This is a genomic window from Bordetella bronchialis (assembly GCF_001676705.1).
GTDB classification, from domain to species: Bacteria; Pseudomonadota; Gammaproteobacteria; order Burkholderiales; family Burkholderiaceae_B; genus Bordetella_C; species Bordetella_C bronchialis.
In genome coordinates this window covers 210130-236103 of record NZ_CP016170.1, presented here as the reverse complement: position 1 = coordinate 236103, position 25974 = coordinate 210130, and the positions used below count along the sequence as shown (strand labels likewise).

The following is a 25974-nucleotide window of genomic DNA, read 5'->3' as shown; positions in this document are numbered from 1 at the left end:
CCGCGCAACGCGCGACCATGCCGCATTATAGGAGCGGCCCATGAAAAACCCGTGCCACAAGGCGTGGAGGCAGCCCGGCCGGCGCGCTAGCCCTTGCGCGGCGCGCCGCCCGGTACTTTTGAAAACCGCACGGTATTGACCAGTACGGCCATGCCCGCGCACACCGCGCCCAGGATAAGGGCCACCAGCGGTCCGCGCGTCGGCGCCAGGCCGAAAGCCGTGGCCACCAGGGCGGTGCCGAAGCTCTGGCCGAAGACGCGCGTGGTGGCCTGGACGCCGCCGATGGCGCCGCTGCGGTTGCGCGGGGCCGAAGAGATCATCGAGCGGTTGTTCGGCGTCTGGAAAATCCCGAAGCCCACGCCGCAGATGAACATGCCGGCGATGATCCACGGGTTGGACGCGCTGTGCGGCAGCACGGCCAGCCAGACCAGGCCGAAGGTCATGCAGGCCGCGCCCACGCCGCTGAGCGAGGCCGCGGAATAGCGGTCGGACAAGCGGCCCGCCAGCGGCGCGACCAGGGCGGTGCCCACCGGCCACGCGGCCAGCAGCATGCCTACCTGCAGATGCGGGCGGCCGAGCACGGACTGGAAATAGAAAGGCAGCGACACGTAGGCGCTCATCTGCGCGGCGAAGGTGCACCCCGAGGCCGCCACGGCGTAGGCGATAGGCTGGATGCGCAGCAGGTCCACCGGGACCAGCGGCGCGGTCTGGCGGCTGGCCCGCCGCACCAGCAGGATGCCCGCCAGGATGGAAATCGCCACCATGCCCAGCCCGCGGATCGGGTCCTGGTGCATGTTATCGACGCCGGTGATGAACACGCCCAGCACCACCATGCACAGCACGGCGCTGACCACGTCGAAGGGCGTGGTATTGCGCGGCGGGTCGGGCAGGAAACGCACCAGGAACAGCGCGAAAATCCCGATCGGCACGTTGACCGCGAATATCCACGGCCAGTCCGCGATGGACAGGATGACCGAGCCCAGCGTGGGCCCCAGCACGGACATCACCGCCACCAGCGTGGCGTTCAGGCTGATGCCCCGGCCCAGCTTGGCCAGGGGGTAGATATTGCGCACCAGGCCGCCGAACATGCACATCAGCGACGCGGCGCCCACGCCCTGGAACATGCGCGCCAGGATCAGCGTCGTAAGCGAACTGGCCATCGCGCAACCCAGCGAGGCCAGCGTAAACAAGCCCAGGCCCAGGCCGAACATGCGGCGGAAACCCACCCGTTCGGCCAGCGCGGACAAAGGCAGCAGCATGACCACCACGGACACGCTGTACGCGTTGACGATCCATACCGCGCTGGCGGGATCGATATTCAGGTCCAGCGAAATAGTGGGCAGGGCGACGTTGGCGATGGTGGCGTCCAGCACGGCCAGCGTCATGCCCAGCATGACCACGCCGGCGGCCCAATAGCGGCGCGGCGTGGGCAGCCCCTCGAAAACGGGCTTGGGCGCCTCCGGGCCCTGCGAGGGGCCGGATTGTTCGTTCGCGGGGCGGCTGCTTTGATCCTTCACGATTTCTTGACCGGGCGTTGCCAGTTCTCCACAGTGGTTTGCCGCGCGCGCGACACCGTCAACTTGCCGGCCGGCGCATCGCGCGTCAGCGTCGTACCTGCGCCCAGCGTGGCGCCCCGGCCCACGCGCACCGGCGCCACCAGCTGGGTATCCGAGCCGATGAAAGCGTCGTCCTCGATCGTGGTGCGGTGCTTGTTGACGCCGTCGTAGTTGCAGGTGATGGTGCCGGCGCCCACGTTGACGCGCGCGCCGACGTCGGCATCGCCGATGTAGGCAAGGTGGTTGGCCTTGCTGCCCGGCCCGACATTGCTGTTCTTGACCTCGACGAAGTTGCCGATATGGGCGCCGTCCGCCAGCGCCGTGCCCGGACGCAGCCGGGCGTAGGGACCGATGCGCGCGTCCGCGCCTATCGTCGCGCCATGCAAATGGCTGAAGGCCTCTACGACGACACCGGCGCCGACACGCACGTCGCGCAGCACGCAATGCGGGCCGACACGCGCGCCGTCGGCCAGTTCGACCTGGCCCTCGAAGACGCAGCCCACGTCGATGAAGACGTCGCGCCCGACGCGCAGCGTGCCGCGCAGGTCGAAGCGGGCCGGGTCCGCGATGGTGGCGCCCGCCTCCAGCAGGCGGCGCGCCTGTTCGCGCTGCCAGGTGCGTTCGAGTTCCGCCTGCTGCACGCGGCTATTGACGCCCAGGGTTTCCCAGGCGGCCGCCGGCTGCGCGCTGCCGACGGGGACGTCGTCCTTGACGGCCAGCCCGACGACGTCGGTCAGGTAGTACTCGCCCTGCGCGTTGCGGTTATCGATGTGGGACAGCCAGTCCTTCAGGCGCGCGGTGGGCGCGGCCAGGATGCCGGTGTTCACTTCGGCGATGGCGCGCTCGGCCTCGCTTGCGTCCTTGTGCTCGACGATGCGGCGGATGGCGCCTTGCCCGTCACGGACGATGCGGCCATAGCCCGTGGGATCGGCCAGGGTTTCCGTCAGCACCGCCATGCCCTTGCCGCGCGCCTCCAGCAGGCGCCGCAGCGTATCGGGCTGCACCAGCGGCACGTCGCCGTACAGGACCAGCGTGACATCGTCGTTTCCGCCTTCGCGCAACAGGGGGACGGCTTGCGCCACGGCGTGCCCGGTTCCCTGCTGCGGCTGCTGCAGCGCGAAGGACACATCGGACCGGTGCTCGAAGGCGGCCCGGACGCGGTCGGCGCCATGGCCCACCACCACCACGATGCGGTCGGGCTCCAGTGCCCGCGCGCTGTCCAGCACGTGTTCCAGCATGGGCCGGCCGGCAAGCGTGTGCAGTACCTTGGGCAAATCGGATTGCATGCGCTTGCCGAGACCGGCAGCGAGAATGACGACGTTGAGCATGGAATCTCTACAAGAATGCGCCGCCTCGTGGGCGGCGCATGGCTAGAAGGGAATCAGGACTGGTCAGGGTCCGATTGTATTTTGTTTTTCCTGGCGGCCGCCTTGCGGGGCTTGGCGGTGCCGGTCGCGCTGGTCTTGCGCGCGGCGCCGCGCCTGGCCCCCGCGGGGGCGCCGGCCGCGGATGCCGCGGGCGTCGATTTGCCGGAAGGCGCGGTCCCCGCCGCGGTGCCGCCTTGGCCCGGCGCGGCCGCGCCCGGCTTGGGCGCCGATCCCCGATCCGGCGCGCCGCCCGTCATGCCGGGCATGGTGGCGGCGGTTGCCGCGGCCAATTGGTTGAACTGCTGCTGCAGCATGCCCCACCAGGCTTCGGAGGCCGACTGCGCCGCCTGGCTGATGGCCTGCGCCGAGCCGGCGGAGGAAGCCGCGGCGCCCGACGACGTGTCCGCGTCCGGACGCGGCGTGCCGCCCGACGAAGCGGATGAAGCGCTGGCGGTGCCGGCCGCACGCCCGCCACCCGCCACGCCCGGCGCTGCCGCGCCCGGGCTACCGGTATCCGCTTGCGAACCGGCCTGGGCGCCGCCGCGCGCACCGGCATCCGGCGCACGCGCTTCCGTATCGGTCCGGCCCTCGCGTCCCGCCGGCGGCTTCGCGGCGGACTGTCCTGGCGCCGGCTTCAGGCCCAGCACGATCTCCAGCGGCGAGGCCCCGCCCCAGTTGCCGGCATCCTGCGCCTGCGCCCCCATGTTGTCCACGAAGGACCGCAGGGTGGCGATGGTGGAGCGCTGGACCTCCAGGCCCTGGATGGTGCTGCTCAGCATGGACAGGTTCAGGCGCAGCCAGCTTTCCACCGCGCGCAATTCGGCGATGCGCTGTTCCAGGTCCTGCAGGTTCATGGGGGGCGTCATGGGCATGACCTGCGCCAGGCCGCCGGGGCCGGTCAGGCCCGCCCAGGCCTGGCGCATCATCTCCATGCTGGCCAGCAGCGGATTGCCCGCCGTATCGGCGGAGCCCTGGCCCATGCCGGGCAGAACGAAAGGGTTGGTGTTTTGGTTCGTCATTTCGTCCTCTTGCCCCCGCTGCGCGGCTCAACCCGGCAGCAGCTGATTGTTTTCGACACGGATGGCCTGTCCGGGCGCGTATTGGAAAGGCGTCGCGCTGTGGAAGGTATGCGTGCGGCCGTCGTTGGTGCGCGCCACCAGTTGATAGCGTGTCACGGTCTGTTGCTGCTTGATATTACGCTCGATTTCACGGCCTGCCAAAGCGCCGCCGACCGCGCCCAGCACGGTCAGCGCGGTCTTGCCGTGCCCCCCGCCGAACTGGTTGCCGACCACGCCGCCCACCACCCCGCCGGCGACGGTGCCGACGATGGGTTCGCTCTGGTTCTGCACCGGCACTTGCACGGTATTGACCGACACCACCACGCCGCATTGCGGACACGCCGCGGCGGCGGACTGCTGGGGCGCGGGCGCCGGGTTCTGCGGGCGGGGCGCGGTCGTCTGGGCCGGCGCCTGCGCGACGCGCGGCGGCGTGCCGGCCGCGGATGGCGCGGCGGCGGCCTGGGGCGTGGCGGCGGCGCCGGCCTGGGGCTGCGTGGCGGGCAGCGGCGCCAGGTTGGCGTCCTCCGGGCCGGCCGCGCTGGCGGCCTGGGCGTGCGCGCCTTCCTGTTGCGCGTTCGGCGTGGGCAGCCAGCCCATGATGGCGGCGATGGCAACGGCGCACAACGCGATCACGCAGACGGACGCGGCGGCGACCAGGGGATGCAGGCCGCGGCGCCCGACGGGGCCGTGCAAGGGCGCTGGAGCATTCATGAGGGTCTCCTTTGGAAAAAGACGGCCCGATGTATAGCACCCGGTCCTATTTTCAGCGTATTGCCAAAGTGACCGTTTGAAAGTTTTGCAAGCCGCGCGCGGCTTTCCCCGCTACCGTTGAAGGCCTCCTCCGCATTGCCGCGCGCCACCAGGCGCGGTTCTGGGACAATGGCCCGATGGACACCGTCATTCCGATCACCCGGCTCGAAGACGCGATCAATTTCTGGCGCAACCGCTTTCCCGCCATAGGCGAGGAAGCCCGCCTGTGCGCGCAGGCCTCGGCGCTGGCCACGCCCTATGCCTTGATGATCCTGAGCGGTCGCCGGGATGTCGCCGTGGCCGAACTCGATGAACCGGCGCGGGAAGCCCTGGCCGAATGGCAAGCCGCCATGAATGCGGGGAAGTCCACGGGCGGCTGAACACGGACGGGCGCGGGAAGCCTCACAAGAGCCCCGCACCCAGGCACGAATCGACGGGAAATCAGGCCAGCAGGGCCTTGATATCGTGCGTCAGCGAAGCCACGTCCGAGCCGTTGCCCGCCAGCACCCGCGCTTCGCCCTTGGTGTCCAGCAGGTAGAAGGCGGCGCTGTGATCCATGCTGTAGTCCTTGCCGTTCTTGGCCGGCACCTTGGCGTAATACACCTTGAAGGACGTGGCCGCCTGCTTGACCTGTTCGGGCGTGCCGGTCAGCCCGGCGAAGGCGGGATTGAAGGTCTGCACGTATTGCTTCAGCACTTCCGGCGTGTCGCGCTCCGGGTCCACGGTGATCATGACCACTTGCACGCGCGCGGCGTCGCTGCCCAGGGCTTCCATGACCTGCGCCAGTTCCGCCAGGGATGTCGGGCACACGTCGGGGCACTGCGTATAGCCGAAGAACACCACCAGCACCTTGCCGGCATAGTCGGCCAGCGTGCGCGGCCGGCCGTCCTGGTCGACCATGGACAGGTCCTTGCCCAGATGGGTGCCGGTAATGTCGCTGCCCTTGAAGGACGGCGTATCCTGGCCGCAGGCCGCCAGCAGGGCGGCGATGGGCGCGGCGGCGAAGGCGCGCAACAGGGCGCGGCGCGGGACAACGGTAACGGGCATGGAAGGTCTCGCGGCGGTCAGGCCAGCAGCTGGGCCCAGTGGTCGATCAGCAAGGCGCCGAACAGCAGCGCCAGGTACACGATGGAATAGCGGAACAGCTTGCGCGCCAGGGCATCGGAATAGGCTCGGTACAGCCGCCAGGCATAGCCGACGAACACCGCCCCCAACACCAGCGCGCAAGCCAGGTAGATGACCCCGCTCATGCGGATGGCGTAGGGGAGCAGGGTCGTCGCCAGCAGCGCGACGCTGTAAAGCAGGATATGCAGGCGCGTGAACTTCTGGCCGTGCGTGACGGGCAGCATGGGCAGGCCGGCCTTGACGTAGTCGTTCGTGCGATAGAGCGCCAGCGCCCAGAAATGCGGCGGCGTCCAGATGAAGATGATGAGCACCAGCACCCAGGCCTGCGCCGGGGTGGCGTTGGCGATGGCGGCCCAGCCCAGCGCGGGCGGCATGGCGCCCGACAGGCCGCCGATGACGATGTTCTGCGGCGTGCGCGGCTTGAGGATCACCGTGTAGATGACGGCGTAGCCCACGAAGGTGGCGAAGGTCAGCCACATCGTCAGCGGATTCACCAGGTTGTACAGCACCAGCATGCCGGCGCCGCCCAGCAGGCCGGACAGGGCGATCACCTGCTGCGGCATGATGGTGCCGCGCGCCGTGGGGCGCCGCGCGGTGCGCAGCATGCGGGCGTCCACTTCCTGTTCGATCAGGCAATTGATGGCGAAAGCGGCCGCCGCCAGCAGCCAGATGCCCAGCGTGGCGAACGCCACGCGCTTGAGGTCCGGCATGCCGGGCGCGGCCAGGAACATTCCGATGACGGCGCAGAAGACGGCAAGCTGCGTGACACGCGGCTTGGTCAGCACCAGATACTGGCGTAGTAGTCCGGAATCCGAGGCGGCGAAACTGGTCATGATAGGCGCTATTCTAAACCGGCTCGCGGGCCGGGCCCGCCGGCCGGGGAGATCCGGGGCCATGGCGGGGACCGGACGGCCAGTCCCTGCCCGGCGCACGCCGGGGCGGCGGCCTCATGCGGGGCTGCCCTCGGGCCGGACGGCGCCCAGCGTGCGCAGCGCCGGGCGTCCGGCGGTGGACAGCCGCACCAGCAGCGTCACCGTCGCCAGGACCAGCCCGGCGGCGCCGCCGTTGTGCAGGACGGCGATCAGCAGGGGCCATTCGAAGAAAATCGTGGTCAGGCCGGTCAGCAGCTGGGCCAGCAGCAACCCGAGCATCAGGTTGGCCGGCCCCCGCAGCCCGGGCTCGGTGCGCAAGCGAAAGCCCAAGATGCCCAGGTAGACGAACACCAGGAAGGCGAAATTGCGGTGCACCCAGTGGATCGCCGTCAGCGCGTACTGGGAAATCATCTCGCCGGAGGGCAGTTCGCCCAGCGCCCGGATGATGGAATAGCCGCCGGCGAAGTCCATGGGCGGCACCCATTGCCCCTGGCAGGTGGGGAAATCCATGCAGGCCAGGGCCGCATAGTTGGTGCTGACCCAGCCACCCAGCGCGATCTGCACCACCAGCAGGGCCGTCCCCCCCACCATCCAGCCGCGCCAGCGCGCGGCCTGCGGGCCCAGCGCCTGGTAGGGCCGCTCGCGGGCCGCCAGCCACGTCATGACGGCCAGGGTCAGCATGCCGAACAGCAAGTGCGCCGTCACGACCACCGGCATCAGCTGGTGGGTGACGGTCCAGGCGCCGAAGGCGCCCTGCACGCAGACGATTACCAAAGCCGCCGTCGCCAGGGCCGGCGACCGCCCCAGCCGGCCGCGATAGCGCCATGCCATGTAGACGATGGCGATGATCAGCATGCCCAGGATGGAGCCGGCATAGCGGTGGATCATTTCGATCCAGGCCTTGGACAGCGACACGGGCCCGAAGGGCATGGCGCTGTTGGCCGCGTGGATGTCATGCAACGAACCCAGCGGCGTCACGCTGCCGTAGCAGCCCGGCCAGTCCGGGCAGCCCAGCCCGGAATCGGTCAGGCGCACGAAGGCGCCGAACATGATCAGGTCCAGCGTCAGGAACCAGGTGAAGAAAACCAGTTTGCGATAGCGAAGGATGATGCGGTCCATGGCCTTAGCCGATGCGGGAGTTGTAGACGAGCTTGCTGACATCCTTGCGCACCTTCACCGGATCGGCGTCGGCGGGGAACTGCAGCATCAGGTGGCCCAGCGGATCGACCATCCACATCGGCCCGGCCAGCGCGTCGGCGGCGTTTGCCGCGCCCTGCCCGGCGGCGGGAGCCGGCGCGCCCAGCAGGAAGGGCGCCAGCTGCTCCGGCCGCGCCCGCACCATGACCGTACCACGATAGGCATCCAGCACCTTCTGCGGCACCGGCGCGTCGTCGGTGATGAACCACACGCGGGCCAGCCGGTCGACGTTCTTGCCCTGGCTGGCGTGGGTATTGCGGATGATGAACAGCTTGCGGGCGCAGGATTCCGGGCAGGCGCCGCCGTCGGCGGCCATCAGCAGCCACTTTCCCTTGAGGCCGGCCAGGTCGAAGGGTTGCCCGTCCAGCGTGGCCAGCGGCAAGGCGGCGGGGCCGGGAAGGTCGCGCTGCGGCTGCACGAGCGTGCCGTAGTTGCTGCCTTCCTCGGGCCACCATTGGGGGTTCATGTACATGATCACCGCGCCCAATATCGGCGCGAGCGTGATCAGGAAGATCGCGATGATGATGTGCCTGGCGCGGCGCCGTGCGGCAGGCGGGGCGCTGCGCGCGGTGGTCGGGGCGGGTATGGCCAAGGTAAGGATTCCTGCGTGGGTGATACGGAAAGGGGCGATGCGCGACGCGGCGCCGGGCTAGGGCCCACGCCCGCGCCGCGTGGCGCGGGCCCCACGCAGCGCGCGCACGGCCACCACGACGAACGCAATGGCGGCGATGCTGGCGAAGCTGAACCATTGCATCGCATAGCCCAGGTTCTGGTTGTAGTCGACGGAGGGCTGCGGCCACTCGCGCACCAGGCCGTCGCCGGACGGCCCCAGCTGCTCCACCACCGTGGGAAGCAGGTGCAGCCCGGTCGCCCTGGCATACACGTCCAGATCCAGATTCTGCACCGTCGGCGGCCCGCCCGGCGATGGCCAGGCGGCGGGCAAGGCATCGCTGGACGGGCCGCCCGGATTCCATAGCTCGAACAGCCGCGGCACGCGCTGGACGAGCTCTCCGCTGATGGTGCGCATGCCGTCCGCCAGGGCGGGCACGGGCGCCGCGGGCTGGCCGGGCAGCGTGCGAGGCAGCCATCCCCGCAGCACGAGCACGGCGGTACGCGAACCTTCTTCCAGGACCAGCGGCGTGGCGATCCAGTAACCGGGACGGCCGTCCTGGTTGCGGTTGTCCAGCCGTACGGTCAGGTCCTCCCGCCACTTGCCCTGCACCGACACCGGGCGCCAGGGACGCAGATCGTCGCTGGAGGTCGCCGCCGTCAGCAGCAGGGGCGGTTGCCGGCGGCCTGCCTCGATGGCCGCCAGGATGGCGCGCCGCTCGTCGGCGCGGCGCAGCTGCCAGCGCCCCAAGGATCCCAGCAGCACCGCCATGATGCCCAGCAGCACCAACGCGATCAGAGTGCGATGCGCACGAGCCATGTCTGCAATAATTCTGATTTACACCCGGAGGCCGCCATGCGCTTCTTCGTTGTCCTGGCCTTTGTCGGCATCCTGGCCAGCCTGGGCTCGGCCCTGGTCTACCTGATGAAGGACAAAGGCACCACCAACAGGACGGTCAACGCCTTGACCGTGCGCATCGGGCTGTCCGTCGCCCTGTTCCTGTTCGTGCTGCTCGCGCACCATTTCGGCTGGATCGAGAGCACCGGGCTTAGATAGCCGCGCGGGGCCGGGGTTCCCCTGTGCCGCGCGGCGCGGGTGCCGGTCCGCGCCCGCGGTGGGCGGCGGATCCGGCGATGGGCGTCAGAACCAGTAGACGAACAGATACAGGCCCAGCCAGACGACGTCCACGAAGTGCCAGTACCAGGCCGCGCCTTCGAAGCCGAAATGATGGCTGGGCGTGAAGTGCCCGCGGATCAGGCGGAACAGGATCACGGTCAGCATGGTCGCCCCCATGATGACGTGGAAGCCGTGGAAGCCCGTCAGCATGAAGAACAGCGAACCATAGGCGCCGGAGCTGAATTTCAGGTTCAGCTCGGTGTACGCATGGTGGTACTCGAAAGCCTGGCAAGCCACGAATATGGCGCCCAGCACCACGGTCAGCGCCAGCCAGAAGATGGCCTTGCCGCGATGGTCGGCGCGCAGGGCGTGGTGCGAGATCGTCAGCGTGACGCCCGAACTCAACAGCAGCGCGGTGTTGATGGTGGGCAGCCAGAACGGACCGACGGTGGAAAAGTGCTCCACCACGCCGGCCGGCCCGAAATTCGGCCACACGGCGTTGAAGTCCGGCCACAGCAGCAGCCGGTGGTCCAGGTCGCCCAGCCAGGGCGTGGTGATCGTGCGCACGTACCACAGCGCCCCGAAGAAGCCGCCGAAGAACATGACCTCGGAAAAAATGAACCAGCTCATGCCCCAGCGGTACGAGACATCGACCCGCTTGCTGTTCATGCCCCGCTCCGATTCGCCGATGGCATCGGCGAACCAGCGGAACAGCACGGCCACCAGGCAGAGCACGCCCAGCAGCACCAGCCATTTGCCTACCGGCACGCTGTTGACCCAGCAGGCCGCGCCAGCCGCGATGATCAACAAGGAAACCGCGCTGCGCACGGGATGGCCCGAGTCGGCGGGCACGTAGTAGTAGGGCGCCTCTTTCGCTTGAACCGAGTGTCCTGCACTCATGGTCTTCTCCCTGGTACTTATTCGTCGAATAGTGTTTTAGTTCACTTCGCCACGACCCAGCGCACGATGCTGACCAGGACCACGACGAAGATCACGCCGGCCAGCACGCCGGCCACGATAAGGTGCACCGGATTCAGCCGTGCATCTTCCTGGTAGCCCGAGCGCTTGCGGATGCCCAGCATGCCCCAGCCCACGGCCTTCAGCGTCTGCAGGAAGCTGGATTTGGGCGGCTGGGAGTCCGGGGTCTGCGCCATGTGCGGTGTCCTCAGGCCACGCCGCCGGTAAACAGGCCGCCACCCTTGAACATCGCCCAGGCGAAAACGGCCAGGACGAAGATCACCAGCACCACGGCGGCGATACGGTTGCGACGGCGTTGTTCGGGGGTCATGGCCGGTTGTGCCTGCATCGTTTGCCCTGGGGCCTACTTGACCTCGGGCGGCGTTTCGAAGGTATGGAAGGGCGCCGGCGAAGGCACGGTCCATTCCAGGCCCTCTGCGCCATCCCACGGCTTGGCCGGCGCCGGTTCTCCCTTGCCCATGTAGCAACGCACCATGGCATACAGGAAGATCAGCTGGGACAGGCCGAACCAGAACGCGCCGATGGTGGCGATCTGGTGGAAGGTCGTGAACTGGGCGGCGTAGTCCGCATAGCGGCGCGGCATGCCAGCCAGGCCCAGGAAGTGCATCGGGAAGAAGGTCAGGTTGAACGACAGCATGGACGACCAGAAGTGCAGCTTGCCCAGCTTTTCGCTGTACATGCGGCCGCTCCACTTCGGCACCCAGTAGTAGGCGCCCGCGAACAGGCCGAACAGCGAGCCGGCCACCAGCACGTAGTGGAAGTGCGCCACCACGTAGTAGGTGTCGTGCACCTGGATATCGATGGGGGCCACCGACAGGATCAGCCCGGTGAAGCCGCCGATGGTGAACACGAAGATGAAGCCGATGGCGAACAGCATGGGCGTTTCGAAGGTCATCGAACCGCGCCACATCGTGGCCACCCAGTTGAACACCTTCACGCCCGTGGGGATGGAGATCAGCATGGTCGCGTACATGAAGTACAGCTGCCCCGTCACCGGCATGCCGGTCGTGAACATGTGGTGCGCCCACACGATGAAGGACAGCACCGCGATGGCGGCCGTGGCGTACACCATGGAGGCGTAGCCGAACAGCGGCTTGCGGGCGAAGGCGGGCACGACGGCGGACACGATGCCGAAGGCCGGCAGGATCATGATGTAGACCTCCGGGTGCCCGAAGAACCAGAACACGTGCTGGTAGAGCACCGGGTCGCCGCCCGCGGCCGCGTTGAAGAAATCCGTGCCGAAATGGCGGTCGGTCAGCACCATGGTGATGGCGGCGGCCAGCACGGGCATCACGGCGATGAGCAGGAAGGCGGTGATCAGCCAGGTCCAGCAGAACAGCGGCATCTTCATCAGCGTCATGCCGGGCGCGCGCATGTTCAGGATGGTCACGATCACGTTGATCGCGCCCATGATGGACGACGCGCCCATGATATGCATGGCGAAGATGGCCAGGTCCATGCCTGGGCCCATCTGCAGGGACAGCGGGGCGTACAGCGTCCAGCCGGCCGCGGTGGCGCCGCCCGGCACGAAGAAGGACGCCGTCAGCAGGATCGCCGCCATGGGCAGGATCCAGAAGCTGAAGTTGTTCATCCGCGCGAAGGCCATGTCCGAGGCGCCGATCTGCATCGGGATCATCCAGTTCGCGAAGCCCACGAAGGCCGGCATGATGGCGCCGAACACCATCACCAGGCCGTGCATGGTGGTGAACTGGTTGAACAGCTCCGGACGGAAGAACTGCAGGCCCGGCTCGAACAATTCCGTACGCAACAGCAGGGCCAGCGTGCCGCCTTCCAGCAACATCAGGAACGAGAAGATGAGATACATCGTCCCGATATCCTTGTGGTTGGTGGCGAACAGCCAGCGCCGCCAGCCGGTCGGCGTGGCGTGGTGGTGGTCATCGTGACCGTGGCCGTGCCCATGGCCCGGCTCGACGTGGTCTACAGTGACGCTGCTCATAGTCTCAACTCCTTCCTGCATGTTGCCCGGCCGATCCACGGCCGGGCTGAGGTATTCGGTATCTGACGAAAGCGTTCAGGTCCGGGCGGCTGCCCGGACCGCGTGCGCTAGTGCGGCGCCGCCTTGACGGTAGAGGGCTGGACCGTGGGATCCTGGCCCTTGCCCGCATTGCTCCAGGCGTGGCGGGTGTAGGTGATGACCGCCGCGATTTCCACGTCGTTGAGCTGGTTCTTGAAGGCCGGCATGGCCGTGCCGGGATGTCCATGCAGGACGGTCTTGATCTGCTCGGCCTGGGGGCCCAGCACGATCTTGTCGCCGTCCAGCGCGGGGAAGGAGCCCGGAACGCCCTTGCCGTTGGCCTGGTGGCAGACCACGCAATTGGCGCCGTAGACTTTTTCGCCGCGCGCGACGAGCTCGGCCTCGGTCCATTGCTTGTTGGGATCGTCGGCGGCGGCGGCCAGTTTTTTCTTCTGGTCGTCGGCCCACTTGGCGAAGTCTTCCTTGGATTTGACTTCCACCACGATGGGCATGAAGGCGTGATCCTTGCCGCACAGTTCCGCGCATTGGCCGCGATAGGTGCCGACCTTCTCGGCGCGGAACCAGGTGTCGCGCAGGAAGCCGGGGATGGCGTCCTGCTTGATGCCGAAGTCCGGCACCATCCAGGAGTGGATCACGTCGCCGGCCGTCAGCACCACGCGCACCTTCTGGTCCACCGGCACCACCAGCGGGTTGTCGACTTCCATCAGGTAGAACTCGCCCTTGGGCTCGCGGCCCTCGATCTGGGCGCGCGGGGTGGCCAGCGTGGACAGGAACTTGACGCCGGTGGCCGGGCCGTCGACGTATTCGTAGCCCCACTTCCACTGGTAGCCGGTGACCTTGACGGTCAGGTCCGGGCTGGAGGTGTCCTTCATGGCGACCACCGCCTTGGTGGCGGGCAGGGCCATCGCGATAACGATGAAGAAGGGAATGACCGTCCACGCGACTTCCACGCCGACATGCTCGTGGAACGTGGCCGGCTGGTGCCCGCGCGACTTGCGGTGGGCCCAGATCGAATAAAACATCACGCCGAAGACGCCGATGAAGATCACCAGACAGATGCTGAGCATCATCCAGTGCAGCCACATCACGTCACGCGCGATCTGGGTAACGCCTTCGTGCAGGTTTAGCTGGTCGACCCTGGGGCCGCCGGGCATATCCTTCACCTGGGCACAGGCAATGCCGCTTGCCAGCAATGCGCACGCGCCCAGTATCCCTCTCCACTTCTTCATGCTGACCCTCTATCATGACGCGTTCAGGGCCGTGCCGATGTGGCAGGGTGCTGCCGGTACCTACACGGAGAGACGCGCGATTATTGGACGGCAGATTACGAGACGGGCATAAAACCACTGCCAACCCGCATCGGTTCTGCTCGAATCACAAAGAAACCGCCGGATTATAGCGGAGCCCGCCTGCCCCCGTGGGAAAGCGCCAGGCGGACGGCCCGTCCGGCGCGTCCGCGCAACGGCCGCTGCCGTGGCGCAAGGCCGATATCGCATGCGCAAACGCGGATCGCGACGCACGCCGCCCCACGCAAGCGCCCTGCCCGCCGGCCGCGCGGCGCGTCCGGCCCATCGACCCCAGCCCATGAATAAGCCCTAAAATCCGCGCATGGAGCAAACGTCGCTTATCCCGCCCTTGCCGCTCGCGTCCGACGACTTGTATGCCGCCTTGCGCGCGCGCGCCCAGGAGCCCGATCCCCCCTTGTCCCGCGCGCTCTATATCGCCGGCCACCGCTGCGGCCAGGCCACCCTGGCGGCCTGCGACGCGCTGCGCGGACGGCCCGGCGTCGACATCCAGGCCGATGCGCTGCGGCTGGGCGACGGCATGCGTCCGGGCCCGGCCCTGGACGCCCTGCTGGCCGGCGTCGCCCGCACCTTGCGGGAAGCTGACTGCCTGCGGGGATGGCGCGACGAACTGCTGGACGTCCATGACGCCACCGGCCTGCGCCTGGGGGCCATGGAGCGCGCCGCCGTGCGGCCGCTGGGCATCCTGACCCGGGCCGTGCACCTGAACGCCTGGACGCCGGACGGCCGGCTGTGGGTGGCGCGGCGCGCGCTGAACAAGGCCACCGATCCCGGTATGTGGGACACCCTGGTGGGCGGCCTGGTCGCCAGCGGCGAATCGCCGGACCTGGCGCTGATCCGGGAATGCGAGGAAGAAGCCGGCCTGTCGGCGGAACATGTGCGCGGGCGCGAGCCCCTGCGTACCGTGCTGCGCATGCATCGCCGCCTGCCGGAGGGCTATCAGGTGGAAGACCTGCTGGTCAGCCGCTGCGTGCTGGACGCCGGCGTGCAGCCCGCCAACCGCGACGGCGAAGTCATGGAGTTCGCCACCGTGACGCCGGGGCACGCACGCGCCATGGCCGCCAACGGCGAATTCACGCTGGAAGCCGCGATCGTGGTGATCAGCGATATCGCCACGCACGGCGCCGGCGGCTGAACGGCACTGCAAGCACTCACGGCGCCGGAGGCAACCGGGGACCCCTGCGCGCCATGCCGGGCCGCCACGGGCCGGGCCCATGGCGGCGCCTGTACCGGCCGCGTCTCAGTGCGAATGCCGCGGGTCGCCGCGCTGCTCCACCACCTTCAGATACAGCGTGGCGGGTTCCAGGCACATGCCGGTCGACAATTGCCCGACCATGCCGCGGAAAATCTCCTGCCACGGCGTCTGCGGCGGCGGAATCTCGAACGCCGGCTCGCCGCGGCGGGCTTCCAGTTCCGCCGGATCGACCGCCAGCGTGACCGTGCGGGCGTTCAAGTCCACGCGTATGCGGTCGCCGGTGCGCAGCAGGGCCAGGCCCCCGCCGGCGGCGGCTTCCGGCGACATGTTCAGGATGGACGGACTGGCGGAAGTCCCGCTCTGCCGGCCGTCGCCCATGCAGGGCAGGGAATCGATGCCCTGCTGGATCAGGCGCGCGGGCGGCGCCATGTTGACCACTTCCGCCCCGCCCGGATAGGCAATGGGGCCGGCGCCGCGTATGACCAGTATGCAATGCTCGTCGATGCCCAGGTCGGGATCGTCGATGCGGGCGTGATAGTCCTCGGGCCCGTCGAAGACAATGGCGCGCGCCTCGAAGGCGTTCTCGTCTCCCGGCTTGGACAGATAGGCTTTGCGGAAGTCATCGCCCACGACCGACATCTTCATGATGGCGCTGTCGAAGAAATTGCCCGACAGGACGATAAAGCCGGCGCGCTGCTTGAGCGGCGCGTCGCAGCTGCGGATGACGTCGCGGTCGGTGGTGGCCGCGTTGCCCGCGATGTCGGCCACGGTCCTGCCGGACACGGTCAGGCAATCGCCATGCAGGCGACCTGCCGCCAACAGCTCGTGCTGCACCGCAGGGACGCCGCCGGCGCGGTGGAAATTCTCGCCCAGGTATTCGCCCGCCGGCACGCAATTGACTAGTAGCGGCACGTCCTCGCCGAAGCGCTGCCAGTCATCCAGGGTGAGTTCGATGCCCATATGCCGCGCGATGGCGATCAGGTGCGGCGGGCAATTGCTGGAAGCGCCCAGGGCCGACGCCACGACAATGGCGTTCTCGAAGGCCCGGCGCGTCAGGATGCGGGAGGGCCGCAGGTCTTCGCGCACCATCTCGACGATGCGCAGGCCGGTGGCGTAGGCCATCTGCCCGCGTTCGCGATAGGGCGCCGGAATGCTGGCGCATCCGGGCAGCGACATGCCCAGGGCCTCGGCCAGGGAATTCATCGACAGGGCCGTGCCCATGGTGTTGCAGTGGCCCACCGACGGCGACGAAGCGGTCGCCAGCGTCATGAAGCCTTCGTAATCGATCTTGCCCGCCGCCATCAGGTTGCGGGCATGCCAGATCACCGTGCCGGAGCCGACGCGCTTGCCTTCGTGCCAGCCGTCCAGCATGGGGCCGCCGGACAGCACGATGGCGGGGATGTCGACCGTGGCGGCGGCCATCAGGCAGGCAGGCGTGGTCTTGTCGCAGCCGGTGGTCAGCACCACGCCGTCCAGCGGGTAGCCGTGCAGGATTTCCACCAGGCCCAGGTAGGCCAGGTTGCGGTCCAGCGCCGCCGTGGGGCGGCGGCCCTGTTCGGCCAGCGGATGGACGGGGAACTCCATCGGGATGCCGCCGGCGTCGCGGATCGCCGCCTTGGTGCGCTGGGACAATTCCAGATGGTGCCGGTTGCACGGCGCCAGGTCGCTGCCCGTCTGCGCGATGCCGATGATGGGCCGTCCGGACTGCAATTCGGCGCGCGTCAGGCCGTAGTTCAGATAACGCTCGACATAGATGGCCGTCATGTCGGCGTGGGAAGGATCGTCAAACCATTTCTGGCTGCGCAGGCGGCGTGGAGCGTCGGACATGGTGCTTCTCGTATCGGTGTTTCCGGGCCGGCAGCGCGGGGCGGCCCGCCCATGCCGCCGGACGGAAGGATGCGTCCGGCGGCAAGGTGTGGAGCGCGCCGGGTGTCAGCCCTTGCGCACCTTGTTGATCTCGTCCTGCAATTGCTTGACCAGATCGGGTCCCAGGTCCTGGGTGTACTTGTCCACCACCGGCTGGGCTTTCTGGCGCAGGCGCTGCAGTTCCTCCGGCGAGACGGTGTTGATCTTCATGCCGGCATCCTTCAGGACGTTCATCGCCTTGGTGGAGTCGGCGCGGCTGTCCTTGCGCTCGAAGTCGCGCGACGACGCGGCCGCCTGGCGGATCAGTTTCTGCTCGTCCGGCGACAGCGTGTCCCACCACTTCTTGGAGGCCAGCAGCACCCACGGGGTATAGACGTGGCGCGTCAGGCTCAGATAGGGCTGCACTTCGTAGAACTTGCTGCTCTGGATGGTCGTGACGGGATTTTCCTGGCCGTCGACGGTGCGCGTTTCCAGGGCCGTGAACAGTTCCGAGAACGGCATGGGCACGGCATTGGCGCCGAGCGCGCCGAATACGCCCAGGGCGATCTGGTTCTGCATGACGCGCAGCTTGATGCCTTGCATGTCCTCCGCCTTGGCGATGGGATGCTTGGAGTTGGTCACGTTGCGGAAGCCGTTTTCCCAATACACCAGGCCGACCAGGCCCTTGGCCTCCAGCATCTTCAGCAGCTTCTCGCCGAAGGGACCGTCCAGCACGGCATCGGCCTCTTTCTCGTCATTGAACAGGAAAGGCAGGTCGAACACGCCGAACTCCTTGACCATGGTGGCCAGGGGCGCGGTGGATCCCACCATCATTTCCTGCGAGCCGCCGACCAGGGCGGCCTGCATCTGCTCGTCCGAGCCGAGGTTGGCCGAGCCGTAGGTGCGCATCTTCAGCTTGCCGCCGCTGATCTTGCCCAGTTCCTCGGCCAGGTAGCGCGCGGCGCGGCCCTGCACGCTTTCGTCGTTCAGACCGTAGCCGAAGCGGATGATACGGGTCTTGACTTCCTGCGCGTGGGCCGCGCCCGCCACGGCGCAGGCCGAAACGGCGGCCAGCGCGATGGCCAGTTTCTTCATGGTGGTAAGCATGTGCAGTCTCCTCGGGTTTATGGCTTCTTGGGTTCCGGATGCCGGCGCTGCGCGCGCAGCGCCGCGGGCCGGTTGCCGGTATCGGTGCGACTCAATGGATCCACTTCGCCGGCACGGTGATCAGTTCGGGGAAAATCACCATCACCACGAGCAGCACGGTGTAGGCGACGACGTAGCGCCAGGCGCCGCGGATGATGGTTTCCATGCGGATGCGGGCGACACCGGCCACGACGTTCAGCACGGTGCCCACGGGCGGCGTCAGCAGACCGACGCAGCCGACCATGACGAACATCACGCCGAAGTACACCGGGTCGATGCCGGCCTTGGTGACGACGGGCATCAGCACCGGCGCCAGGATCAGGATGGTGGGCGTCAGGTCCATGGCCGTGCCGACCAGCGTCAGCACCACCAGCAGGGCGAACATCAGCCACTTGGGATGATCGAGCAGCGGCTCCAGCAGGGCCACCAGGTCCTGCGGCATGTCGGCCAGCGTGATCATGTAGGACGACACCATGGCCGCCGCGACCAGGAACATGACGATGGCGGTGGTGCTTGCGGCGCGCACGAAAAGCGGCCCCAGGTCCTTGAAGCGGATCTCGCGATAGACGAACAGGCTGATCAGCAGGGCGTAGACCGCGGCCACCACGGCGGCCTCGGTGGGCGTGAAGATGCCGCCGCGCAGGCCGCCGATGATGATCACCGGCAGGAACAGCGCCCACAGCGACTCGCGCAGGGCACGCAGGCGCGCGCTCCAGGGCTGGCGCGGCGTGGGCGCCACGCGGGCGCCGCTGCGGCGCGCCGTCCAGGTCCACACCGCCACCAGCGTCAAGGCCATCAGCAGCCCCGGCGCGATCCCGGCGAAGAACAGCTTGGTGATCGACACATTGGTGGCGACGCCGTAGATGATGAACGATATCGAAGGCGGAATGATGGGCGCGATGATGCCGCCGGAGGCGATCAGGCCCGCCGAGTCGCCGGCGTCGTAGCCTTTTTCGCGCAGCATGGGAATCAGCAGCGAGCCCAGCGCGGCGGCGTCGGCCACGGCCGAGCCGGACAAGGCCGCCAGCAGCACGCTGGCGAAAATCGCCACGTAGCCCAGGCCGCCGCGGATATGCCCGACGAACATCGTGGCCAGATTGACGATGCGGCGCGAGATCCCGCCCTCGTTCATCAGCTCGCCCGCCAGCATGAACAGCGGCACGGCCATCAGCGTGAAGCTGTTGGCGCCGCCCAGCATGTTCTGGTCGATGATCTGCGGATCGACGAAGTCCAGCTGGAACATCATCGGCACGGCGCTGATCATCAGCGCGAAGGCGATCGGCATGCCCAGCGCGAGCAGGCCCAGCAACACAATAAGAAAGACGGAAAGAATCATGGCGCGGCGGATATCAGCTCAAGGGATCGACGGCGCTGGCATCCAGCGGCGGCTCGGCGCCGCCCAGCGTCAGGACGATGTCGGCCAGCGTCAGCAGGGCCATGACGATCGCCGCGTACAGACAGGCAAGGTTGAAAACGCCGGAAGGAAGGCCGGTGACAGGCAGCCTGGTGCCCATGCCGATCGCCGTCTGGTCCCAGCTGCCCTTGATCCACATGCATAGCACCGCCAGGATCAGCACCTGGCAGAACAGGTGGGTGGCCCGCCGCGCGCCGGGGCCGAAGCGCTCCACCAGCATGGTGACGCCCATGTGGGTGTGATTGCGCACCGCCAGCACGGAACCGATGAAGATCAGCCAGACGAAGGCCAGGCGCGACAGTTCGTCGGAGGCATTGATGCCCGAGTTGAACAGATAGCGCAGGGCCACATTGCCGAACAGCAGTACGACCATGACGACCAGGCAGGCCACCATGAGCCAGCGCTGGATGCGAAACACCAGGTCCAGCGCGCGGCTCATGGCGCCGCGGCCGGTTCCCGGCGTGGAAACCGTTTGCATCGTTGTCTCCTGATTCTTGGTTGCGATCGATGCGAAACGCGATGTTAGCGCTATCATGTCTAGCTTGCCAACCCCTGCCCGGGTTTGTCCCAAGGCGTCGATTGGGTCAGACTACGGACTTTTTCCCACGCCCAGCCATGACGGTCCGCAAGTCCCGCAGCTCGAGTCACAACGGCGTCACCATGGCCGACGTCGCGCGTCTCGCGGGCGTCAGCGCCATTACGGTCTCGCGCGCCTTGCGCACGCCGGAGAAAGTCCAGGCGGCGCTGCGGACCCGCATCCAGGACGCCTGCGACCGACTGGGCTACGTACCGAACCATGCCGCCAGCGCGCTGGCCTCGGCGCGATCGCGCACGGTGGTGGTGCTGATTCCCTCGCTGAGCAATATCGTTTTCGTCGATATCCTGGCGGGCATCAAGGAAGTCCTGGACGCGCACGCCCACCACATGCACATCGGGCTGACGGGCTACTCCGCCGAAGCGGAAGAAACGCTGCTGCGCACCTATCTGCAGCATTCGCCGGACGGGCTGATCCTGACCGGTATCGACCACAGCCCGGGGGTATGGAAGCTGCTGGACGCGCGCAAGATTCCCACGGTCCACACCATCGAAACGCTGGACGAGCCGGGCGGCCTGAGCGTGGGTTTCTCGCAATTCGATTCCGGCTATGCGGCCGGCCGCCACTTGGTGGAGCGCGGCTACCGCCACATCGGCATCATTGGCGCCCAGCTAGACCCGCGTTCGCTACGCCGCTGCGAAGGCTGCCGGCAAGCCCTGCGGGACGCCGGTCTCCATGACCCCGCCCTGGAAATCATGACGCCCGCGAAGTCTTCGTTGAGCCTGGGCGCGGAGTTGTTGGAAACCATGCTGCGCGACCATCCGGAATGCGACGCGCTGTTCTTCTGCAACGACGACCTGGCGCAGGGCGCGGTGTTCCAGTGCGGACGCCTGGGTATCCCCGTGCCCCAGCGCATGGGCCTGGTGGGCTTCCACGACCTGAACGGCACGGCATGGACCACCCCGCCGCTTTCCACCATCGCCACGCCGCGCTATGAAATCGGCCGTTCCGCGGCCACGCTGCTGATGAACGCCCTGGAAGGCCGGCCTAATCCGCAGCGACATCTGGACCTGGGGTTTCGGCTGGTAAGGCGGGAGACGACCTAGCGGCGGGACGACGCGCCAACGAGTGCATCACGAGGCGGCTGTCGGCGGCGTCGCCGAAAACTGCTTCCAGACCTCGATCGCCCGCAATCGCTGCCGCGCCACTTTTTCGATCCGTTCGCGCAGGTCGGCGTCGTGGGCCAGCAGGGCGCGGAAGTCCCGCGCCGACATCATCAGCAGTTTGCTGTAGCCCAGCGAAGTCACGTCCGGCACCAGCGCCTGTTCGCCCAGCAAGGCGAGCTCGCCGAAGAATTCGCCACTGCCCAGTTCGACGGTCGTGTTGTCCGGCAGGTGCACCGCCACCGCGCCGGAGGCGACGAAGCACATCTCTTCGCCGGCCCGGTCCTTCAGGACATGCTGGTCCGGCAGCGCCAGGCGCGGCTTGAGCAGCCTGGAAATGGCGCGCAAGGAATCGGCGCTCAGGTTTTCGAACAGGGGCACGCGCTTGATCAGCTCGGCCGCGCCCAGCTCGATATCCAAGGGCGGGTGCCGGTCGATATGGGCCCAGCGCCGCTCCAGCTGGTGGGTCAGGTCGGCGTAGACCTCGCCGCTGATCAGGAACTGGTCCAGCATATCGCGGTAGCGCATGCGCTCCAGCTGCCGCGCCACCCGCCCCAGATAGCTTTCCTGCAGCCATAGCGCGTAGCTGGGGTATTGCAGGTTCAGCGCCTGCAGCGCGTTCTCGATGGCATCCAGGCGCCGCTGGTGGGCGGCGACGATGCGCTGCGTGGCTTCCTCCCCCAGCATGACTTTCAACTGCTGGCCGGCGAACAGGATCACCCGCTGGGCCACCGAGCGTTTGCACATCAAGGCCGCGAAACGCTGCGCCAGTTCGCGCGCCAGCCAGCGCTGGAAGCCGAAAAGATAGTGCAGGCGCAGCGCCAGTTTGAAGGAACGGGAATACCGCACGTCGGCGGCGATGGCGTTCTCGAAGCCGGTCACGCCCCCGGCGCGCACGGCGTCCTCCAGGCGTTCGGCCCGCGCCAGCAGGGATTCGGCCATGCGCCAATCGACGATCTGCGCCTTCAGGATGTCGAAGAACATTTCTTCCTCGCGCCGCGCCAGCGTCGCCAGGCCGATGTCCACCCGTTCCGGCACGCTCATGTGGCGCACCTCCGCGTCGCGCAGCTGGCTCAGCGTGCGATCGAACACCGCATGGATGCGTTCGCGCACTTCCGGCCCGATGTGCTCGGTCGCGGCCACTTCGTCGGTCTTTTCCTGCAGGTCGCCCAGGGCCACGGCCAGCGCCTGGTCGCGCAGCGTGGCCTCGTGCCGCGACAGCTCGTTCAGCCGCAGCATGCGGATCAGCGGGCGCAGGCTGATGCCGTTGATGAAGAGCGTCATCAGGACGAAGCCGGTGGTTGCCACGGCGACGAACTGGCGCGCTTCGTAGGGCACGTCGTCGCGCTCGGTGACCGCCAAGGCGAGGGCCAGCGATACGGCGCCACGCAGGCCGCCCCACAGCATGACGGTCTTGTAGGCGCGATTGACCCGCGTGCCCAGCCGCGTCAGGCCCAGCAGGGGCAGCAGGCCGAACACCGCCACCGCGCGCGCCGCCAGCGCGGCCACGAACAAAACCAGGATGAGCGCCACGTCGCCCAGCGTAGCATCGGCCATCAGCCGCGGAATCAGCATGGCCGCGAACAGGAAGATGAGCGAGTTCGCCCAGAAGCCGAACTGCTCCCACGCGCTGGTCAGGTGCTCGAACGTGGTCGGCGCCATGCGGGTACGGCCGGTGGAGCCCACCACCAGGCCGGCGATCACGGTAGCCACCACCCCGGACACATGCAGGTAGTGGTCGCACACGAAGAAGGTCAGGTAGGCCACGGTCAGCGTCAGCGTGATCTCCGCGGTGGGAAAGCCGCGCAGCACCGCGAACAGCATGCACGCCAGCCGCCCCATGGCATACCCGGCCAGGCCGCCGCCCAGGAAACTGACCACGAAATCCACCAGGACGTTGCCGGCGGACATTTCGGCATGGCCCGCCAGCACGCCCACCAGCACGGAATACAAGGCAATGGATGCGGCGTCGTTGAACAGGCTTTCGCCCTCTACCAGGGTGGTCAGCCGCTTGGGCGCGCCGACTTCGCGGAAGATGCCCACGACGGCGGCAGGATCGGTGGTGGCGACGATGGCGCCTAGCAGCAGGCAGACCACCAGCCCGTACGAGGACAGGCCGTTCAGGGTGACGCCCACCACCACGGTGGACAGGAACACCGCCACGATGGCCATCATCAGGATGGGCCCGATGTCGTCCATCAGGCGCCGCACGTTCATGGACAGGGCGGTTTCAAAAAGCAGGACCGGAAGGAAAACGGTAAGGAAAGTTTCCGAGGAGATCTCGAACTTCTCCAGCGAATCCAGCATGCCGGCCAGCACCGGCGGCGCCCACCCATGGACGTGGATGACGATGCCCAGCAAACAGCCCACGATCGCCAGCAGCACCGAGTAGGGCAGCTTCAGGCGCCCGGCCAGCGGCGGCATGAAACACACCAGCGTCAGCAAGGTCGCCAAGCCGAAAACGATCAGACCCACGTCCATCTATTTCTTATCCCCGTCGATGCTCCATTTAGCGGAGAGGATAGCTGGTTTTACGCGACGCACGTTTCGTTACGGCCCGCACGATTTGGTGGATCCCTGCCGCGGCGGATTTTCGCTAACGTTCCGAGGGTTCGCATCGCCGTCGCGTCCCCCACCGATCCCGCGGGCCCACCTCGGCGGCGTCGGATGCGCACTTACCCGGAGCCGCCGTTGCATACCATCCCCAAGCTTTCCATTCCATCGCCGGCCGGCGCCGGAAGCGGCGCGCGCGCGGAAGACGCCGACGACCGTCCCATCCTGGCCGTACAGCTTACCGATCCCCATCTATTCGCGACACCCGCCGTCATGCTGGGCGTGGACACGGATGCGAGCCTGCGCGCCGTGGTCGCCGCCATACGCCGCGGCCACGGCCATGCCGACCTGCTGCTGGCCACGGGCGACCTGTCCCATGACGGCACCGAGACCTCCTACCATCGCTTCGCCGACGCCGTCGCGCCGCTCGGCATGCCGGTGCGTTGCGTGCCGGGCAATCACGACGCGCCGGCCGCGCTCAAGGGCACCCTGGGAGACTGGACGCAGCCGATCACCGATATCGATCCCTGGCGCATCATCCTGCTGGATTCGCGTGCCGATGGGTCCAATGCCGGACACCTGGAACGCGACCAGTTCGAGTTGCTGGACCACGGATTGGCGACGGCGCAAGGGCGCCCCGCGCTGGTCGCCATGCATCACAACGCGGTACAGGTCAGCGCGGACTGGCGCGATCCCATGATGCTGGACAACGCGGCCGAGCTGTTTCGCCACCTGGCGCGCTGGGGCAATGCCCGCATCCTGCTGTGGGGCCACGTGCACCAGGATTTCGACCGGCGCCGCGGCAATGTCCGCATGCTGGCCACGCCGTCCACGTGCTTCCAGTTCACGATACGCGATGGACGGCACCGGCTGGATCCGCAAGCGCCCGGCTACCGCTGGCTGAAGCTTTACCCGGACGGCTCGGTGGCCACTGGGGTGCGCCGGCTCGATACGGCGCTGTGGCGGGCCCTGGTCCAGGAATGGAACGAACCCGAAGAGGCGCCGCTGGCCGCCGCAATAAAAAACGGGGCACCGCTTGGGGTGCCCCGCCAAACACCTGTCTCATAGGGGAGGGGAAAGAGGAGAAGCCGAGACAGGTGAGAAGACGGCGGGCCTGGAGGGCTCCAGGCGCACGGTCTACGTAGGGTTAGGCTGGGGGGCCGCCAGAAAGTTTCGGCCGTTCCACGGATTTATCCTGGCGAGATGTATCAAAATTTAACTCTCGCCGGATCCCGGCAGCGGACCGGGACGACCCGGCCCGGCGGTTCCCGTCAGGCGGGCTGCAGCGTGCCGCGCATCTTCTTCAGGGCGGCGGCCTCGATCTGGCGGACGCGCTCGGCGGATATGCCGTATTCCTGCGCCAGCTCGTGCAGCGTGGCGCCGCCGTCGTCCTGCAGCCAACGGGCCTGGACGATATGGCGCGAGCGCGGGTCCAGGGCCTCGAGCGCGTCGTGCAGGCCGGTGCTCTGCAGCTCGTCGTGGGCCTTGCGCTCCAGCACGCGGGTCGGCTCCTGGCGCCCTTCGTCGGACAGGTAGGCGATGGGCGCGTAGCCCTCGTCGTCATCGTCCTGCGACTCCAGCGCCATGTCGCGCCCGGAAAGGCGCACTTCCATTTCGCTGACGTCCTCGGGGCGGACATTCAGTTCGCGGGCGATCTCGTCGACCTGCTCGGAATCCAGGGTCTTGCCGTCCGGCCGCATGCTGCGCAGGTTGAAGAACAGTTTGCGCTGCGCCTTGGTCGTGGCGACCTTGACCAGCCGCCAGTTGCGGACGATGTATTCGTGTATCTCGGCCTTGATCCAGTGGACCGCGAAGGACACCAGGCGCACGCCACGCTCCGGATCGAAACGCTTGACGGCCTTCATCAGGCCGACGTTGCCTTCCTGGATCAGGTCGGCATGCGGCAGGCCGTAGCCCAGGTATTGGCGTGCGATGGACACCACCAGGCGCAGATGCGACAGCACCAGTTCGCGCGCGGCATCCAGGTCGCCGGTGTCGCGCAGGCGGCGACCCAGGGCGGTTTCCTGATCCGCGGTCAGAACCGGCAGCCGGTTCACGGCCGAGATATATGCGTCGATCGTCCCCAGCGCGCCAGGATTGGCGATGGCCAGCGTAAGGGCGTTGCCGGGTACGGCCAACGGGGATCTCGTTTGTTTCATGGTGTTTTGCTCCAGGAAACGGCTAGTGGTAGAAC

The 25974-nt window shown here is 67.7% G+C and carries 25 protein-coding genes; 5 read left to right on the top strand and 20 right to left on the bottom strand.

All coding sequences use genetic code 11. The features are described 5' to 3' along the window. Positions 1–86: 86 nt before the first annotated feature. The 4 genes from BAU06_RS01070 to BAU06_RS01055 form a co-directional block, all read right to left on the bottom strand. Positions 87–1433: an MFS transporter gene (locus tag BAU06_RS01070; RefSeq protein ID WP_066357627.1), complete on the bottom strand. Its 1347-nt coding sequence runs from the start codon at positions 1431–1433 to the stop codon at positions 87–89. A gap of 80 nt (positions 1434–1513) precedes the next feature. Then, on the bottom strand, positions 1514–2884 hold the full coding sequence (gene glmU, locus BAU06_RS01065) for a bifunctional UDP-N-acetylglucosamine diphosphorylase/glucosamine-1-phosphate N-acetyltransferase GlmU (protein ID WP_066343164.1): 1371 nt from the start codon (positions 2882–2884) through the stop codon (positions 1514–1516). 53 nt (positions 2885–2937) lie between these two features. Next, positions 2938–3942: a PhaM family polyhydroxyalkanoate granule multifunctional regulatory protein gene (locus BAU06_RS01060; RefSeq protein ID WP_066343162.1), complete on the bottom strand. Its 1005-nt coding sequence runs from the start codon at positions 3940–3942 to the stop codon at positions 2938–2940. A 27-nt stretch (positions 3943–3969) separates the two neighbouring features. Beyond that, positions 3970–4692 carry a glycine zipper 2TM domain-containing protein gene (locus tag BAU06_RS01055; RefSeq protein WP_066343158.1) on the bottom strand — a complete coding sequence of 241 codons (723 nt, stop codon included), beginning with the start codon at positions 4690–4692 and terminating at the stop codon, positions 3970–3972. 176 nt (positions 4693–4868) lie between these two features. Here BAU06_RS01055 and BAU06_RS01050 point away from each other — a divergent pair, with 176 nt between their 5' ends. Continuing rightward, a complete protein-coding gene (locus BAU06_RS01050) occupies positions 4869–5111 on the top strand; it encodes a DUF3717 domain-containing protein (RefSeq protein WP_066343156.1) in 243 nt (80 codons plus the stop codon). 61 nt (positions 5112–5172) lie between these two features. Here BAU06_RS01050 and BAU06_RS01045 read toward each other — a convergent pair whose 3' ends face one another. The 5 genes from BAU06_RS01045 to BAU06_RS01025 all read right to left on the bottom strand — a co-directional run bounded on the left by BAU06_RS01045 (position 5173) and on the right by BAU06_RS01025 (position 9354). Beyond that, positions 5173–5778 carry an SCO family protein gene (locus BAU06_RS01045; protein ID WP_066343154.1) on the bottom strand — a complete coding sequence of 202 codons (606 nt, stop codon included), beginning with the start codon at positions 5776–5778 and terminating at the stop codon, positions 5173–5175. Between the two features lie 17 nt (positions 5779–5795). Then, positions 5796–6689 carry a heme o synthase gene (gene cyoE / locus BAU06_RS01040; RefSeq protein ID WP_066343152.1) on the bottom strand — a complete coding sequence of 298 codons (894 nt, stop codon included), beginning with the start codon at positions 6687–6689 and terminating at the stop codon, positions 5796–5798. A gap of 114 nt (positions 6690–6803) precedes the next feature. Next, positions 6804–7847, bottom strand: a complete 1044-nt coding sequence (locus tag BAU06_RS01035; protein WP_066343145.1) for a COX15/CtaA family protein — start codon at positions 7845–7847, stop codon at positions 6804–6806. A 4-nt stretch (positions 7848–7851) separates the two neighbouring features. Beyond that, entirely contained in the window at positions 7852–8397 is a 546-nt protein-coding gene (locus BAU06_RS01030; protein ID WP_415834905.1) for an SCO family protein, read from the bottom strand. 177 nt (positions 8398–8574) lie between these two features. Continuing rightward, a complete protein-coding gene (locus BAU06_RS01025) occupies positions 8575–9354 on the bottom strand; it encodes an SURF1 family protein (RefSeq protein WP_066343139.1) in 780 nt (259 codons plus the stop codon). Between the two features lie 36 nt (positions 9355–9390). Between BAU06_RS01025 and BAU06_RS01020 the strand changes: the two genes are divergently transcribed. After that, entirely contained in the window at positions 9391–9591 is a 201-nt protein-coding gene (locus BAU06_RS01020; RefSeq protein WP_066343137.1) for a twin transmembrane helix small protein, read from the top strand. A gap of 84 nt (positions 9592–9675) precedes the next feature. On the opposite strand, the gene BAU06_RS01015 is transcribed toward BAU06_RS01020, so the two are convergent. The 5 genes from BAU06_RS01015 to coxB form a co-directional block, all read right to left on the bottom strand. After that, positions 9676–10551: a cytochrome c oxidase subunit 3 gene (locus tag BAU06_RS01015; protein WP_066343129.1), complete on the bottom strand. Its 876-nt coding sequence runs from the start codon at positions 10549–10551 to the stop codon at positions 9676–9678. A gap of 41 nt (positions 10552–10592) precedes the next feature. Beyond that, positions 10593–10805 carry a DUF2970 domain-containing protein gene (locus BAU06_RS01010; protein ID WP_066343124.1) on the bottom strand — a complete coding sequence of 71 codons (213 nt, stop codon included), beginning with the start codon at positions 10803–10805 and terminating at the stop codon, positions 10593–10595. 11 nt (positions 10806–10816) lie between these two features. Next, a complete protein-coding gene (locus BAU06_RS27195; protein ID WP_257737157.1) occupies positions 10817–10939 on the bottom strand; it encodes a hypothetical protein in 123 nt (40 codons plus the stop codon). A 33-nt stretch (positions 10940–10972) separates the two neighbouring features. Further along, positions 10973–12586 (bottom strand): cytochrome c oxidase subunit I, encoded by a 1614-nt coding sequence (gene ctaD / locus BAU06_RS01005; protein WP_066343121.1) that lies wholly within the window; start codon positions 12584–12586, stop codon positions 10973–10975. Positions 12587–12693: 107 nt separating this feature from the next. Then, a complete protein-coding gene (gene coxB / locus BAU06_RS01000; protein WP_066343118.1) occupies positions 12694–13854 on the bottom strand; it encodes a cytochrome c oxidase subunit II in 1161 nt (386 codons plus the stop codon). 379 nt (positions 13855–14233) lie between these two features. On the opposite strand from coxB, the gene BAU06_RS00995 reads away from it, so the two are divergent. Beyond that, the gene (locus BAU06_RS00995) at positions 14234–15064 is read left to right on the top strand and encodes an NUDIX hydrolase (RefSeq protein ID WP_156770118.1); all 831 of its coding nucleotides are present in this window, start codon (positions 14234–14236) and stop codon (positions 15062–15064) included. A 105-nt stretch (positions 15065–15169) separates the two neighbouring features. Here BAU06_RS00995 and BAU06_RS00990 read toward each other — a convergent pair whose 3' ends face one another. The 4 genes from BAU06_RS00990 to BAU06_RS00975 form a co-directional block, all read right to left on the bottom strand. Beyond that, a complete protein-coding gene (locus tag BAU06_RS00990; RefSeq protein WP_066343113.1) occupies positions 15170–16951 on the bottom strand; it encodes an IlvD/Edd family dehydratase in 1782 nt (593 codons plus the stop codon). 105 nt (positions 16952–17056) lie between these two features. Further along, positions 17057–18076, bottom strand: a complete 1020-nt coding sequence (locus tag BAU06_RS00985; RefSeq protein WP_066343109.1) for a TRAP transporter substrate-binding protein — start codon at positions 18074–18076, stop codon at positions 17057–17059. Between the two features lie 91 nt (positions 18077–18167). After that, entirely contained in the window at positions 18168–19451 is a 1284-nt protein-coding gene (locus BAU06_RS00980) for a TRAP transporter large permease (RefSeq protein WP_066343107.1), read from the bottom strand. A 13-nt stretch (positions 19452–19464) separates the two neighbouring features. Then, positions 19465–20007, bottom strand: coding sequence for a TRAP transporter small permease (locus BAU06_RS00975; protein ID WP_066343105.1), 543 nt, complete (start codon positions 20005–20007; stop codon positions 19465–19467). A gap of 137 nt (positions 20008–20144) precedes the next feature. Between BAU06_RS00975 and gntR the strand changes: the two genes are divergently transcribed. After that, positions 20145–21170, top strand: a complete 1026-nt coding sequence (gntR, locus tag BAU06_RS00970; RefSeq protein ID WP_066343103.1) for an HTH-type transcriptional regulator GntR — start codon at positions 20145–20147, stop codon at positions 21168–21170. Positions 21171–21197: 27 nt separating this feature from the next. Here gntR and BAU06_RS00965 read toward each other — a convergent pair whose 3' ends face one another. After that, complete coding sequence (locus tag BAU06_RS00965; RefSeq protein WP_066343098.1) at positions 21198–23708, bottom strand: cation:proton antiporter; 2511 nt, start codon at positions 23706–23708, stop codon at positions 21198–21200. A gap of 345 nt (positions 23709–24053) precedes the next feature. Here BAU06_RS00965 and BAU06_RS00960 point away from each other — a divergent pair, with 345 nt between their 5' ends. Then, positions 24054–24848: a phosphodiesterase gene (locus BAU06_RS00960; RefSeq protein WP_231934059.1), complete on the top strand. Its 795-nt coding sequence runs from the start codon at positions 24054–24056 to the stop codon at positions 24846–24848. Positions 24849–25051: 203 nt separating this feature from the next. On the opposite strand, the gene rpoH is transcribed toward BAU06_RS00960, so the two are convergent. After that, the gene (gene rpoH, locus BAU06_RS00955) at positions 25052–25939 is read right to left on the bottom strand and encodes an RNA polymerase sigma factor RpoH (protein WP_066343089.1); all 888 of its coding nucleotides are present in this window, start codon (positions 25937–25939) and stop codon (positions 25052–25054) included. Between the last annotated feature and the right edge of the window lie 35 nt (positions 25940–25974).

Bases quoted from the DNA above. Each gene is read 5' to 3' on its own strand.
- glmU (WP_066343164.1), bottom strand. From the start codon at position 2,884: ATGCTCAACGTCGTCATTCTCGCTGCCGGTCTCGGCAAGCGCATGCAA.
- BAU06_RS01060 (WP_066343162.1), bottom strand. From the start codon at position 3,942: ATGACGAACCAAAACACCAACCCTTTCGTTCTGCCCGGCATGGGCCAG.
- BAU06_RS01055 (WP_066343158.1), bottom strand. From the start codon at position 4,692: ATGAATGCTCCAGCGCCCTTGCACGGCCCCGTCGGGCGCCGCGGCCTG.
- BAU06_RS01050 (WP_066343156.1), top strand. From the start codon at position 4,869: ATGGACACCGTCATTCCGATCACCCGGCTCGAAGACGCGATCAATTTC.
- BAU06_RS01045 (WP_066343154.1), bottom strand. From the start codon at position 5,778: ATGCCCGTTACCGTTGTCCCGCGCCGCGCCCTGTTGCGCGCCTTCGCC.
- cyoE (WP_066343152.1), bottom strand. From the start codon at position 6,689: ATGACCAGTTTCGCCGCCTCGGATTCCGGACTACTACGCCAGTATCTG.
- BAU06_RS01035 (WP_066343145.1), bottom strand. From the start codon at position 7,847: ATGGACCGCATCATCCTTCGCTATCGCAAACTGGTTTTCTTCACCTGG.
- BAU06_RS01030 (WP_415834905.1), bottom strand. From the start codon at position 8,397: ATGTACATGAACCCCCAATGGTGGCCCGAGGAAGGCAGCAACTACGGC.
- BAU06_RS01025 (WP_066343139.1), bottom strand. From the start codon at position 9,354: ATGGCTCGTGCGCATCGCACTCTGATCGCGTTGGTGCTGCTGGGCATC.
- BAU06_RS01020 (WP_066343137.1), top strand. From the start codon at position 9,391: ATGCGCTTCTTCGTTGTCCTGGCCTTTGTCGGCATCCTGGCCAGCCTG.
- BAU06_RS01015 (WP_066343129.1), bottom strand. From the start codon at position 10,551: ATGAGTGCAGGACACTCGGTTCAAGCGAAAGAGGCGCCCTACTACTAC.
- BAU06_RS01010 (WP_066343124.1), bottom strand. From the start codon at position 10,805: ATGGCGCAGACCCCGGACTCCCAGCCGCCCAAATCCAGCTTCCTGCAG.
- BAU06_RS27195 (WP_257737157.1), bottom strand. From the start codon at position 10,939: ATGACCCCCGAACAACGCCGTCGCAACCGTATCGCCGCCGTGGTGCTG.
- ctaD (WP_066343121.1), bottom strand. From the start codon at position 12,586: ATGAGCAGCGTCACTGTAGACCACGTCGAGCCGGGCCATGGGCACGGC.
- coxB (WP_066343118.1), bottom strand. From the start codon at position 13,854: ATGAAGAAGTGGAGAGGGATACTGGGCGCGTGCGCATTGCTGGCAAGC.
- BAU06_RS00995 (WP_156770118.1), top strand. From the start codon at position 14,234: ATGGAGCAAACGTCGCTTATCCCGCCCTTGCCGCTCGCGTCCGACGAC.
- BAU06_RS00990 (WP_066343113.1), bottom strand. From the start codon at position 16,951: ATGTCCGACGCTCCACGCCGCCTGCGCAGCCAGAAATGGTTTGACGAT.
- BAU06_RS00985 (WP_066343109.1), bottom strand. From the start codon at position 18,076: ATGCTTACCACCATGAAGAAACTGGCCATCGCGCTGGCCGCCGTTTCG.
- BAU06_RS00980 (WP_066343107.1), bottom strand. From the start codon at position 19,451: ATGATTCTTTCCGTCTTTCTTATTGTGTTGCTGGGCCTGCTCGCGCTG.
- BAU06_RS00975 (WP_066343105.1), bottom strand. From the start codon at position 20,007: ATGCAAACGGTTTCCACGCCGGGAACCGGCCGCGGCGCCATGAGCCGC.
- gntR (WP_066343103.1), top strand. From the start codon at position 20,145: ATGACGGTCCGCAAGTCCCGCAGCTCGAGTCACAACGGCGTCACCATG.
- BAU06_RS00965 (WP_066343098.1), bottom strand. From the start codon at position 23,708: ATGGACGTGGGTCTGATCGTTTTCGGCTTGGCGACCTTGCTGACGCTG.
- BAU06_RS00960 (WP_231934059.1), top strand. From the start codon at position 24,054: ATGCTGGGCGTGGACACGGATGCGAGCCTGCGCGCCGTGGTCGCCGCC.
- rpoH (WP_066343089.1), bottom strand. From the start codon at position 25,939: ATGAAACAAACGAGATCCCCGTTGGCCGTACCCGGCAACGCCCTTACG.